Genomic DNA, 13957 nt, shown 5'->3' with positions numbered 1-13957 from the left:
GTTATTGGCCAGGGAATAGGTTCCGCAGGCTCCGGCTTCCAGGAGAACATTCGGAAAACCCTCGTAGCGGGAAGAGAGAATAAAAAGATCCGCATGCTGCAGGAACCGGTACGGATTATCCTGCCTTCCGTGAAAAATAACATGCTCAAGGCCCAGGAAATCCTTCATCCGGTGCAGGACTTCACGGTCTTTTCCGTCCCCAAGGATATGCAGCAGGATATTCTCCCCGGTGAGCCTTGAAAACACTTTCAGCAGGTTATCAAATCCTTTGCGTGCAGACAGGTTACCGATGGCCACAACGTTTTTATAATGGTGCCTGAAGCTTTCGGGCTTTACGGAACCGGCAGTTTTCTGTTCGATAAAATCGAAATCAACGGGATTATTGATCTTGGTAATTTTTCCGGGTCTGATACTGAAATTATCCGTCAGGTCTTTCATCATGTCATTGCTCTGGGCAATGATCCTGTCGTAATTGTTGTAAAAATGATAGAAAAATTTAATCTCTTTCCGTGTCACATGTTCTGAAACCACATTGGTTTCCCGGGCTATAAATTTGATCTTTGGAAAAACCTTAATGAACATGGACAGATACGCGTTCACCTCGCCATACCCTGAAAATACAATATCCGGTTTTCTGCGGTAGATTTCTTTTAAGATGGGCTTCAGGGAATGCCTGATCCTTTCGGTATTGATATCGATGATTTCCACATCGTCTTTCAGCAGACTGAGATAACCACCCTGCTTTCTCAGCAGCAGGATCTTAGGCTCGAACCGGTCCCGGGACAGGTGGTTGGCAATAGTGGTTACAATTCTTTCTGCACCTCCGGTTTCCAGGTCCGGCAGTATAAATATGACGGAAATCTTTTTCATCACTGTAAAATTAATAAAAAGATTTGGTAACCGTGAGAAGATTTAAATCAAATTAAACCTGTAAGAAGTTTCTGTTCTGCTTCATCCTGAAAACCCTGGTTTTAAGATCAACGAAATCAATTGGGTGTACCCAATCAGATAAATTCCATAAAAGGGCAAGCGGATCAATTCAGGCAGCTGCGTTTGGATTTTTTACGAATGGGAAAAACCCATCCGGAGATGGGTTTTTGTTCTGTAGTGTATATCTGTCAACTTCTGCAACAGGAATTCTGACCATTAAAAGAAGGCTGCGGAAGCAACGGCAATATCAGTTGGCTACATCGCTGATGAATTTAATCCTCAGCATGCGTACTTCCTCATCGGAAAGCTCGTCCCCGAATTCATCGAGCAGCACTTTCATGCTGTCACTTTCAGATTCGTTCATGAATTCCATAAAACCGTCGACGATATCCTCATCAAAATTATCTTCGATATAATAATCGATATTCAGCTTGGTGCCCTGGTAGACGATCCGTTCCATTTCTTTCAGCAGCTCATCCATCGAAAGGTTTTTTGCACGGGCAATATCCTCAAGATCAATCTTTTTATCGGTACTCTGAATAATGAACACTTTATGGCTGGACTTGTTAGCGACCTGTTTCATCACCATATCCTGGGTACGTTCGATCTGGTTGTCGTCTACGTATTTGCTGATAAAATCCGCAAATTCCTTTCCGTACTTTTTGGCTTTTCCTTCGCCTACCCCATAGATCTTGGCAATTTCTTCCACACTCACCGGGTACTGAACCGTCATGTCCTCGAGGCTCGGATCCATAAATACGGTATAAGGCGGGATTCCATGCTTTTTGGCTACTTTTTTCCTGAGTTCCTTCAGCAGGGCAAACAGGGCCTGATCCAGGCCTCCGCCGGACTGCTGCTGAATCTGGTCACTGGCCGCCTTGGTCTGGGTAAGGTCAAATTCACGGTCTTCTGCAATCAGGAAAGAATGTTCCAGTTTTCCGTCAAGCACAAGTCTTCCTTTCTCGGTAATTTTCAGTACGCCGTAGGTTTCGATATCTTTCTGAAGGAAATTCTGTACGGTCGCCTGTCTCAGGACGGTTTTCCAGTGGTTGTCCTTCTCTTCTTTTCCGCAACCGAAATACGGGCTCTGATCCAGTTTATAGGACTTGGTGACGGCCGTTTCTTTTCCGGCAATTACCGTGATCAGATCCTTGGACTTGAATTTTTCCCCGGTATCCCGGATCAGCTCAAGTACTTTCTGAAGGTCCCGGGTTGCATCTTTCAGTTTCGGGGGATGGGAAGAATTGTCGCACATACTGGCGCCCTCTCCATTCACAGGATCGAAATTTTCCCCGAAGTAATACAGGATGTACTGCCTTCTGCTCATGGAAGTTTCGGCATAACCTACCACTTCATTCAGCAGCTGCAGCCCGATTTCCCGTTCTGAAACCGGCTTCTGGGCCAGAAATTTCTCCAGCTTCTCGATATCTTTGGGATCATAGAACGCCAGACACTGGCCTTCGCCGCCGTCACGGCCTGCCCGCCCTGTTTCCTGATAGTAGCTTTCCAGTGATTTAGGGAAGTCGTAGTGGATCACAAAACGGACATCCGGCTTATCAATCCCCATTCCGAAGGCAATGGTGGCAACAATGACGTCCACTTCCTCCATCAGGAATTTGTCCTGGTTGGCTACCCTTACTTTCTGGTCGAGGCCCGCGTGGTAAGGCAGCGCATTGATTCCGTTTACCTGCAGCAGCTGGGCAAACTCTTCTACTTTCCTGCGGCTCAGGCAGTAGACAATCCCGGATTTGCCTTTATTCTGATGGATGAACTTTACGATTTCCTTGTCCACATTCACTTTCGGCCTTACTTCATAATACAGATTGGGCCGGTTGAAGCTTTCCTTAAAGACCATGGCATTTGTCATGCCGAGTGTTTTCTGGATGTCGTCCTGTACCTTGGGCGTCGCCGTAGCGGTAAGGGCAATCACCGGCACATCGGCAATTTTATCAATGATGGATTTAAGGTTACGGTATTCCGGCCGGAAATCGTGTCCCCATTCCGAAATACAGTGGGCTTCATCTATGGCGACAAAGGAAATTTTAACTTCCTTTAAAAAATCCGAATAGTCTTCTTTGATCAGAGATTCCGGGGCTACATAGAGCAGCTTTGTCTTGCCGCTTTTTATATCATCAAAAACCTGTTTGGTCTGAGTTTTGTTTAATGAAGAATTCAGAACATGGGCTACCCCGTTTTCTGATGAAAGTCCGTTCACTGCATCCACCTGGTTTTTCATCAGGGCAATCAACGGAGAAACCACAATGGCTGTCCCCCCGGAAATCAATGCCGGCAGCTGGTAGCACAGGGATTTTCCGCCGCCCGTAGGCATCAGAACAAAGACATCGTTCCCGCTGAGCAGCTGGTCGATGATTTCCTCCTGTTTGCCTTTGAAAGTAGAAAAACCGAAATATTTTTTCAATTCGCCCGATAAATTGGCTTTTTTTGCGCTCATCTAATTTTCTATTGCTAAATTTGCATCTAACCCAAAGTTATACATTTTTTGCTTAAAATAAAAGCAATCGGAGGGATTAAAAATAATATTTGTATTCAGCAACCTTTTAAAATGATAACATTTTCCGGAAGGATTTCTATACAATGAACAGAATAGCATGGAGAGAGACAACATTATTTCAATAGCGAAAAGCACCCTGGAAATTGAAATTTCCGAACTTGAAAAACTGAAAGACAGGCTGGATGATGAGTTTATAAAGGCAATACACCTCATCCATGCGGCCAAAGGCAAACTTATTGTCGTAGGCATCGGAAAGTCGGCCCATGTGGCCAATAAAATCGTAGCCACCCTGAATTCCACCGGAACCCCTTCGCAGTTCCTGCATGCATCAGAAGCGATCCATGGCGATCTGGGAGTGATTCAGAAGCAGGATGTGGTGCTTTGTATTTCCAATTCCGGGAACTCGCCTGAAATCGTGAGCCTGGTTCCCTACCTTAAAGAATATTCCGCCGCCCTGATCGGGATGACAGGAAACAGAAGCAGTAAGCTGGCAGAATTTTCCGAGGTGATCCTGGATACCCATGTGGACCGGGAGGCCTGCCCGAATAAGCTGGCCCCCACAAGCTCCACTACCCTGCAGATGGCACTGGGCGATGCGCTGGCCATTTCCCTGATGGAGATGAATGATTTCCGGGCCAATGATTTTGCCAGGTTCCATCCCGGCGGAAGCCTGGGCAAGAACCTGATTTCCAAAGTGGACGATTTTCTTTCTTCCCAGAAACCGCAGGTTCATGAAGAAGCGACGATCAAGGATGTCATCATTTCCATCAGTGCGTCCAGGCATGGGATCACCGTAGTCACTGCTGATGACCGCATTACCGGTGTTGTGACCGACGGCGACCTGAGGAGAATGCTGATGAAAGGCGATGATATTTCCACTGTCCTGGCCAGAGACATCATGTCTGCCAACCCGAAGACGATTGAAAGGACTGCCCTGGCCAAAGAAGCCATGCAGCTATTAAAGGAAAACAATATCGGCCAGCTGGTCGTAACAGATAACGGGAAATATTTCGGAATCATCGACCTGCACAAGCTACTGGACGAAGGAATTAACTGATACCAACCGGGTTATGAAAATTTTCATTTGTATCCGGCAATTTTTTTCCCTTTCCGGCAGACACCGCGCCCGGCAGGCTGGAATTTCGTCCCGCATTCCTGAAAAGATCAACAAAGCGGAATATATTGACGAAAAATGGCTGGACCGGTATCAGTACGGCTATTTTGATGATCTGGTAAGATGCCTGGTCCTCTGTACCTTCGATTCCTGTCAATTCAGGTCCGTGCCTCACGAATATTCTTCCTTGCGCGGACTTCGCGATGACCTCGAATCCATTTTTGATCCCGGATCTTTTGAAGAATTCATTAAAGACAATGCCTTAGAAGAGCAATTAGAATCCGGACTGCGGAATTTTTACCGGCTTACATGCAAAATTTCAGAAAACGAATGGTTGTTTGAAACAGTGGATACGGACAAAGATGAACGCTGGAAACGCATCAATAAAAAAGCTGAGGAAATATTGACAAGCATGAACATAACCTCAGGAAATTATGATTTTGAATCCGGAAAAACCTGTTGATTTTCCGTTATGCGGTAAACTTGTAAGTTCAGCTGCTTACTACCGTCAATACTGAAACTTTTTTCATAAATTTGGGATCTTAAAAATATTATTCTGTGAGTGATGCTAAAGACATGTCTTTCTGGGGACATATTGGAGAACTGAGGGGCCACCTTATCCGTTCTATTCTTGCCATAGTCGTTGCTGCGATCATCATCGGTTTCAACATCAACTGGATTATGGACCACATTTTCTTCGGTCCTACCCGGAATGATTTTGCCACCTTCGAGCTCGTCAACCACTTTTCAAAAATGCTTCTCGGTGAAGACAGCATCCACCTGCCGAAAGACTTCCCGGTCCGTGCCAGCAAGCTGTACCAGCAGTTCAATGTGATGATGGCCGTTTCCATTTTCGGCGGTATCGTACTGGCATTTCCGTATATCATCTGGGAACTGTGGCGGTTCATCAGCCCGGCACTGCATCCTAAAGAAAGAAAGAACTCAATCTTTGTCATCAATTCGGTATGGATCCTGTTTATGACGGGCGTGCTGTGCGGGTATTACCTGATCCTTCCTTTCGCCGTTAATTTCGGGGTGATTTTCAAAATTTCCGATATCATCATTCCTTTATATGACCTCAGTGATTATACAACCCTGTTCTTACAGGTAGTTCTCGGAATGGGTGTGATATTCCTGTTCCCGGTATTGATCTATTTCCTGACCACCATCGGGATCCTGACACCGGTATTCATGAGAACCTACCGCCGCCATGCCATCGTGCTGATTATGGTGGTTGCCGCCATCATCACGCCGGCAGATGTCCTGAGTATGATGATGGCTGCCTTCCCGCTGCTTCTGTTGTATGAATTCAGCATCCTGATGTGTGCCTATACGTATAAAAAAGTACAGAAAGCGGCCGCCAGCCTGCCGGTAGTACAGAAATAATCAGAGACAGGAATTTTCTGATATGAGAAATCCCACAGTACATCAACTGCGGGATTTTTCTTTTTTTTACCATTATTTACGGTCTTTCCGTGTGGGATTTATACCGGTGGTCATTACAGCATCGGACTGAATTTCCTATTATCCCAATGGGTACTCATTCGTATTTAATTTTCACTCAAATAATTTCTTAATCCAAAAAAAATTAAAGCTATTTAATCATTATTTAAATGGAATGAGATAAGATTTTGTCCGTTCATTTATTCTTTCTGATCCTGTTTTCAATTAAAGAATTTCCGGCATCCGGCTCCTTTCTCCCAGCTCTTGTGAACGGTTACACATTCTAGTCCATGTTAAATGAATTACATCAATCAACAGCGTCGGGCTTCATCTCGACGTCATTACAGCGGTATACATCCGGTATCCCGCAGTAAACGGGCCGAAATCAATTCTCCTGACCGTATCCCTGATTTTGCCTTGAACTCACGTAAAGTCTATCAGGATACTGCATCCGGACTTAAACGGATGACGAACGCCATAGATGTTACTGTACTTTTTTGTACCGGATATAGTAGCCCTCATCAAATTCCACCGGCGTGTTTTTCTTCAGCTGCACACTCTGCCATTGTTCCGACGGACTGATGGTCTGGCTGCCGTTTACCCGTACAGGAAGCTTCAGGTTCTTCACGGCATTGGTGTAGCGGAATTTGAGGGTATCCCCGTCCTGCGCATATTCCAGTACCGGAATTTTTACGGTCCGAAGGTATTGGGTAAAGATAGAGGAAAGATCGGTACCCGACTTTGCAGAAAGGTAATCTTCCACCTGCTTTGTGGTAACGGTCTGATGATAAAAGTCCTTATTCAGGCCTCTCAGGATCTGCCTGAATTTTTCATCATCGTTGATGATCCTGCGGATGGTATGCAGCATGCTGGCCCCTTTCGAATACATGTCGCCGCTTCCTTCATTGCGGACCCCGTATTTTCCGATGATGGGGATGTCATTCTGTATACCTTTCCTGATTCCCACAGCATACAGATCCGCGGATTTTTTATCCATGAATTTTTCAGTAAAGAGGACTTCGGAATAATTGGTAAAGCTTTCGTGGATCCACATATCTGCCTGGTCTTTGGCCGTGATGTTATTGGCAAACCATTCGTGGCCGCTTTCGTGGATGATGATAAAATCCCAGTTCAGCCCGACACCGGTTCCCGATAGATCCCGCCCCAGATAGCCATTTTGATAACCGTTTCCGTAGGCGACGCTGCTCTGGTGCTCCATCCCGAGATAAGGGGAATCAACCAGCTTATAGGAATCTTCGTAAAAAGGATAGGGCCCGAACCAGTATTCAATGGCGGAAAGCATCGGCTTTACCTGCTGAAACTGTTTTTTTGCCTTTTCCAGGTTATAGTCGAGCACCCAGTAATCAAGGTCCAGCTTTCCTTTCTCCCCGTCATAGGTATCTTTGAAATTTACATATTTACCGATATTCGGAATGATGGAATAGGCATTGATCGGGTTGGTCACTTCCCAGGTGTATATGGTTTTATTCCCTTCCGTCCGGGTTCCGGTAAGCCTTCCGTTGCCTACACCTACGAGATCTTTCGGGGTGATGATTTTCATGGTAATGCCGTTGTCCGGTTCGTCGCTCCAGAGATCCTTTACCGGAAGCCATACCGAGGCACCGATGCCCTCGTCGGCAACGCTCATCCATGGCCGGCCTTCTTCATCTTCCGTAAAGACCCAGCCGCCGTCCCAGGGTGCATTTTTTGCAATCACCGGATTCCCGGAATAGGTAACCGTGATGGTATACTTTTCCCCTTTCCTGAAACTTTTTCCGGTTTTGATCCAGATAAAGTCACCGTCCTGCCGGGAATCCGAAACCGGGAATGAAGCCTCTACCTTATCCGCCTTCATCGGCTGCTGGAGATCGATCTGAAATGTAGGAGCAGTAATATCCCTGGTAATGGTAAAGCTGATGACATTGCTGCCTTTAATGCTTTTTCCTTTAAAATCCGGCTCTACCGAAAGGTCATACTTCTTTACATCCCAGAAATTACGGAATTGTGTATCGGAACCTTTCAGCGTATCCTGTTTTGTAAAAACTTTATCCTGCCCGTAAGCAAGCCCTGCAACCAGCAGCAGGCTAAGCGGAAGCTTTTTCATATTCTGTCAATTATCTTCCAAAAATAGAAAATTAATCGGTGACAGAGGTAAGGCAATTCAAAATATCAGTTCTGCATATTCCGGACCGGGGATCGGGAGCCGGCCGGAAAATGACGGCAACGACTTGAAATATCCGGATATTATAAAATGCGAACTTTTAAGATACACCTTCCAGAAAAATTATGAAAAGTTTAGCAATATGCCCTGTAACAAATCCCGGAATTCACCAACTAACTTCCTATAAAGTAAAACCCAATGAAAAAAATTGCAATCAGTGCCGGTATTCTGACTACTTTCCTGATGAATGCCCAATCGGTTAAAACAACGATTGACCTGGTAAATGTGAATAATGACCAGGTGGCCGTAACCATGGAATTCCCGAAAATGAAATCGGGAGATGTAAAATTCCACTTTCCCAAGACCGTACCGGGGACGTATTCGGTAGACGATTACGGAAGATTTGTGGAAGGAATCAAATTTTTCGACAACAAAGGCAAAGAACTGTCTTTTACCAAAGTCAATGACAACACCTATGCCCTGAAAAATGCACAGAACCTGAATAAGGTGACCTACCTCGTGAACGACAGCTTCGACGACGAAATGGATACCTCCAAGCACAAAGCGGTATTCTCTCCTTCCGGAACGGATATCGAAGCCGGGAAGGTTTACCTGATCAATACCCACGGATTTGTGGGATACATCGACAACATGCAGGATGTCCCTTACCAGCTGGTGATCAAAAAGCCTGCGGATTTCTATGGCACCACCGCACTGGTTGACCAGGATACCTCCGATGCAACCGACACCTTTACCCTGGCCAATTATGCCAAACTTACCGATTCCCCGCTGATGTATACCAAACCGGATTACATTACCTTCAATGCCGGCGGCATGGACCTTGTCCTGGGGGTGTATTCACCTTCCGGAAAATACAAGGCTGCCGATTTTAAGGATAACCTGGAAAAAATGGTCATGGCCCAGAAGAAATTCCTGGGTGATATGAATACCAATAAGAAATACGCCATCATGCTGTACCTTGCCGGTACGGAAGGCCCGCAGATCAAAGGTTTCGGTGCGCTCGAACACCATGAATCCACCAGTGTGGTGCTGCCGGAAATGATGCCGAAAGAGGCTATTGACAAAACGATTACCGACGTTGTTTCCCACGAGTTTTTCCATACGGTGAACCCACTGAAAACCCATTCCGAGGAAATCCATTATTTCGATTACGCTGATCCCAAAATGTCCCAGCACCTGTGGATGTATGAAGGCGGAACGGAATATTTTGCGAACCTGTTCCAGATCCAGGAAGGCCTGATCACAAGAGACGAGTTCCTGCAGCGGATCAATGAAAAAATAACCAATTCCAAAAACTATAACGATACCATGCCTTTCACGGTGATGAGTAAAAACATCCTGAAAGACGAATATAAAGACCAGTACCGCAACGTCTATGAAAAAGGAACCCTGCTGGCCATGTGCCTGGATATTGAACTGCGGAAGCTTTCCAACGGCGAAATGGGATACCGCGACATGATCCGGAAACTATCCCAGCGGTTCGGCGAAAACAAGCCCTTCAAGGATGACAAGCTGATCGATGAGCTGGTAGCCGTTACCGGTTATCCGCAGGTAAAGGATTTCTATAACCAATATATTGCAGGCAGCCAGCCTACTCCTTACGCCAAATACCTGGAGATGGTAGGGGTAGAACTGAAAAAACAGGAAACCCCACCGATTTTCTGGTTTATCAGAGATCCGAACCAGACCGGGTTCGATGAGAAAGACAATGCCTTTATCTTCGATGAAAGTTCTGCCCTTTCGCCTTTCTCGAAAAGCATCGGCTTTAAAATTACCGATAAAATCGTTGCCCTCGACGGAAGGACCATCAATGTCCAGAAGATCCAGGATTTTATCAATTATTCCAAAACCATCAAGGATGGCCAGGACGTTACCGTAACCGTACTGAGAAACAACGGTGGAAAAACGGAAAAAATCGATCTGAAAGGCAAAGCCATCCTGGATAAGATGTCCGTTGAAACCCTGCAGTTCAAGCCCAATCCTACCCCTGCCGAACAGAAGCTCAGGGACCAGTGGCTGACGGGAAAAAAATAACGGGTACTGAAAAACCTACTGATTCAAAAAAGCGGAGCATGGTCTCCGCTTTTTTTGTGCAGGCTGATTAATTTTCTGAATAGCGTAAATGAGATGAAGACCATTTCCATTGATGCTGAAGCCGTTTCATGGTAAATAAGTTTTGGCTGAAGCCTGTCATCATGCGTTACAAGGTAGATGGGCTAAAGCCCATCTCTATTGATGGTATAGTCGTTTCATATAGACCTGATAGGTTTAGACAGGAAAGCGTATTTATTCTTATATGATTTGAATTAAAGACCTGGCTATTAAAATATTAATAAAATTAAAGAATACAGCTTCTGACTCAAAACAGAAAATTCGCTGTAAAAACTGAAAAATACAATTCGTCAATAAGGGTTTATGCAACATAAGGATTTATTGCTGAAACCTTTCCCTGAGGACAAAGCCTTCTGCTCCGTCTGCTGTTTTTATATGGTACCAGGATCCTGCTGCGGCCAAAATATCGGCCTGCATTTTATTGCTGACTGTAGCCAGCGTTTCATATTTTGTGCCCGGTCCTGACCGGAGTGCGGTTCCTGCTTTAATAAATTTTCCGGCTGGCATTTTTGCTGCCTCTACAGAAGGCTGTACCGGCCTCTTACGGATGTACGGGTACGGATCCACGGCTCCTCCGGCAGTATAGATACCGAAATGCAGATGGGTCGGGTCACCGGCAGCATTCCCTGTATTGCCGATCCTTCCCAGGGTATCCCCTGTTTTCACCTGTTTCCCGCTTTGTGTCAGGATACTGTCGAGATGGGCATAATAGTAGGAATTCCCCAGAATCCCGTCCCGCAGCCATACCTGTTTTCCGCCAAGTCCCTGGTTTCCGGTTCGGGTAACGAAGCCTTCGGCTATGGCCACAACAGGTGTTCCGCGTGGGGCAAAGATATCGACGCCCTCATGGCTTCTTCCGCCGCCGTCGCGGCTGGCACCCCAGAAGCTCTGCACGTCCCGGTTCCCTTTTCCGGCTACGGGAAACGAAACGGACGGCTGGGTATAGATCTTCAGTTCAAAAGTATCCCGGTATCCGATTTCAGGCTGAATAACGATTTTATGCAGCCCGCCGGTTTCCGTAAACCGGGTGAATCTGCCGTTTTCCAGGATTTCGCTTTGGGCATTTCCCGCATCAGCCCCGGGCTCAAAAACATCAACAAATATTTTTGTCGGTGAAGCCATGCCGGAGGATTCAATCACCAGCTGGTCCCCTTTCTTTAAATCCAGGGTGTATCCAACGGCCTGCTGCCGTGCCTGCCCGGCAAAGACCGTAAAGGCATTGCTATCGCCTACGCTGAGCCGGTTGGTCGCCGCTGATGAGAAGCTGTTTTTCCATTGCACCATCAGACTGTCAGCTCCGGAAAAGCTGCGTTCATAGCGTGCCCTTTTCGAAGCTTCAAAGATTTTGCCGGGTATTTTCAGTTCTTTACAGGCGGTTGCCGTAAGCATGATGATGAGTATAAAGAATATTTGTCGGGTAGCGTTCATGATAGACAGAAGTACAAAAACTTGACCGCGGAATTTGCTTGGTTATATTAATATGGCAGAAAAGTTTTTAACACATTAGGCACATGAGATTTTAGATTGATGGATTGCTTATATTTCAGAACACATGAGATAAAAATCAAGGATTTTTAATCGCTGTATAATAAAATTGTGTCAGATTAATTTTAAATACAAAAGGGGATAAAAGAGAGATGCTGTGAAGTAAAGCTTAATAGCAGACGTTTAGTTTTCAAAAGCTAAGATATTATCTATCGGGATGTGTAAGGATTTCGCCCTTTTAAGGCTTGGATGGCTGTTAATTATGACATCGGGCTGCAATTGGTGCTGCTGATGTGATGCTCTTTCAGGGTTCATGGGATTAAGTGTGTGTTAGAAAATATTTGTAGAGAGTTTGCGATCTGCGGGGAATAAAAAAGCCTTCCGCAAAAAACGGAAGGCTGTATGATGTTCTGCAACAATGGCGAAGATGCCGGTTGCCCAGATCAATATTGAAATTATGCTTTCGCCGATCTTTCCATTCTTTTTCTGTCTTCTTCAGAAAGTACTTTCTTTCTCATACGGATGAAGTTCGGGGTTACCTCGATGGCTTCATCCCCCTGGATGTATTCCATGCATTCTTCCAGAGAGAACAGGATTTTCGGTGCTACCCCGGTATCTTTGTCTTTTCCGGAGGCTCTCATGTTGTTCAGCTGCTTGGCTTCCACGATGTTTACCACAAGGTCTCCCGGTTTGTTCTGCTCCCCGATGATCATTCCTGCGTAGATTTCCTCACCCGGATCAACGAAGAATTTACCTCTGTCCTGAAGTTTAGCGATGGAATATTCCGTAGCCGGCCCCTGGGTTTTGCTGATCAATACCCCGTTGTTTCTTCCCGGAATCGCCCCTTTGAAAGGCTTATATTCCGTGAAACGGTGCGCCATGATGGCTTCACCCGCGGTAGCCGTAAGCATCTGGGAACGCAATCCGATCAAACCTCTTGAAGGAATCTCGAATTCCATATGCTGCATTTCGCCTTTGGTTTCCATGATGTGAAGGTCGCCTTTTCTCTGGGTAGCCAAATCGATTACTCTTGAAGCATATTCTTCAGGAACGTCTACCACCAGAGATTCGTAAGGCTCCAATTTTTGTCCGTTTTCATCTTCTCTTAAGATTACCTGCGGCTGACCAATAGTCATCTCATACCCTTCTCTTCTCATCGTTTCAATAAGAACGGATAAGTGAAGAATACCTCTACCAAATACAAGGAATGTATTGGCATCATCGGTCTGCTGAACTCTTAGAGCTAAGTTTTTCTCCAATTCTTTGGTTAACCTTTCTTTCAGGTGGTTGGAAGTAACATATTTACCATCTTTCCCGAAGAACGGAGAGTTGTTGATGGAGAACGTCATGTTCAGCGTAGGCTCGTCGATGGCTGTTCTTTCCAACGGCTCAGGATTTTCAAGGTCAACGAAAGAGTCCCCGATCTGGAAGGCGTCGAAACCTACCACGGCACAGATATCCCCTGCCTGAACTTCGGTTACTTTTTTCTTTCCTAATCCTTCGAAAACATACAATTCCTTTACTTTTCCTTTAACAATTTTCCCGTCTGCCTGGGCAAGACCGATCCACTGGGATTCTTTCAGTTCGCCTCTTGTTACTTTCCCGATGGCAATTCTTCCTAAGAAAGAAGAGAAATCCAGGGAAGTGATCTGCATCTGCAGGTTCCCTTCGGCAACTTTCGGAGCCGGAACGTACTGCAGGATACCGTCCAGCAATGGAAGGATATCTTCGGTCTGCTCCAGTGAAGTGTTGAACCATCCCTGTTTTGAAGATCCGTAGAACGTAGGGAAATCCAATTGCTCTTCGGTCGCTTCCAGGTTGAAGAACAGGTCGAATACCTGATCGTGAACCTCGTCAGGACGGCAGTTCGGCTTATCAACTTTGTTGATGACCACCAATGGTCTCAATCCGAGTTCCAACGCTTTCTGAAGTACGAAACGGGTCTGCGTCATCGGCCCTTCAAAGGCATCCACCAACAGGATTACCCCGTCTGCCATTTTCAATACCCTTTCCACTTCCCCACCGAAGTCGGCGTGACCAGGGGTATCGATGACGTTGATTTTTGTGTCTTTATACGTAACAGAAATATTTTTTGATAAAATGGTAATCCCTCTCTCTCTTTCAAGATCATTGTTATCCATTATCAGTTCTCCACTTTCCTGATTTTCTCTGAAAATGT

General features: G+C 45.7%; 9 protein-coding genes. 4 read left to right on the top strand and 5 right to left on the bottom strand.

The features are described from left to right. A partial coding sequence (locus tag QZ735_RS09945; protein WP_294247622.1) for a glycosyltransferase occupies nt 1–870 on the bottom strand: 870 nt, incomplete at its 3' end. A 307-nt stretch (nt 871–1177) separates the two neighbouring features. Beyond that, nucleotides 1178–3382, bottom strand: a complete 2205-nt coding sequence (gene recQ, locus QZ735_RS09940) for a DNA helicase RecQ (RefSeq protein ID WP_294247619.1) — start codon at nt 3380–3382, stop codon at nt 1178–1180. Nucleotides 3383–3539: 157 nt separating this feature from the next. Between recQ and QZ735_RS09935 the strand changes: the two genes are divergently transcribed. The 3 genes from QZ735_RS09935 (at nt 3540) to tatC (ending at nt 5942) form a co-directional block, all read left to right on the top strand. After that, nucleotides 3540–4499 (top strand): KpsF/GutQ family sugar-phosphate isomerase, encoded by a 960-nt coding sequence (locus tag QZ735_RS09935; protein WP_294247616.1) that lies wholly within the window; start codon nt 3540–3542, stop codon nt 4497–4499. A gap of 13 nt (nt 4500–4512) precedes the next feature. Next, entirely contained in the window at nt 4513–5019 is a 507-nt protein-coding gene (locus QZ735_RS09930) for a hypothetical protein (RefSeq protein WP_294247612.1), read from the top strand. Nucleotides 5020–5114: 95 nt separating this feature from the next. Continuing rightward, nucleotides 5115–5942 carry a twin-arginine translocase subunit TatC gene (gene tatC, locus QZ735_RS09925; RefSeq protein WP_294247608.1) on the top strand — a complete coding sequence of 276 codons (828 nt, stop codon included), beginning with the start codon at nt 5115–5117 and terminating at the stop codon, nt 5940–5942. Nucleotides 5943–6483: 541 nt separating this feature from the next. Here the strand turns inward: tatC and QZ735_RS09920 are convergent. After that, nucleotides 6484–8103 carry a M1 family metallopeptidase gene (locus tag QZ735_RS09920; protein WP_294247605.1) on the bottom strand — a complete coding sequence of 540 codons (1620 nt, stop codon included), beginning with the start codon at nt 8101–8103 and terminating at the stop codon, nt 6484–6486. A 255-nt stretch (nt 8104–8358) separates the two neighbouring features. On the opposite strand from QZ735_RS09920, the gene QZ735_RS09915 reads away from it, so the two are divergent. Beyond that, complete coding sequence (locus tag QZ735_RS09915; protein ID WP_294247602.1) at nt 8359–10215, top strand: peptidase M61; 1857 nt, start codon at nt 8359–8361, stop codon at nt 10213–10215. Between the two features lie 396 nt (nt 10216–10611). On the opposite strand, the gene QZ735_RS09910 is transcribed toward QZ735_RS09915, so the two are convergent. Beyond that, nucleotides 10612–11721 carry a M23 family metallopeptidase gene (locus QZ735_RS09910; RefSeq protein WP_294247599.1) on the bottom strand — a complete coding sequence of 370 codons (1110 nt, stop codon included), beginning with the start codon at nt 11719–11721 and terminating at the stop codon, nt 10612–10614. Nucleotides 11722–12233: 512 nt separating this feature from the next. Continuing rightward, a partial coding sequence (gene typA / locus QZ735_RS09905; RefSeq protein ID WP_294247596.1) for a translational GTPase TypA occupies nt 12234–13957 on the bottom strand: 1724 nt, incomplete at its 5' end.

The organism is uncultured Chryseobacterium sp., assembly GCF_913776365.1.
GTDB lineage: Bacteria > Bacteroidota > Bacteroidia > Flavobacteriales > Weeksellaceae > Chryseobacterium.
The sequence above is the reverse complement of the archived record's forward strand: the minus strand, read 5'-3'. Positions and strand labels throughout refer to the sequence as shown.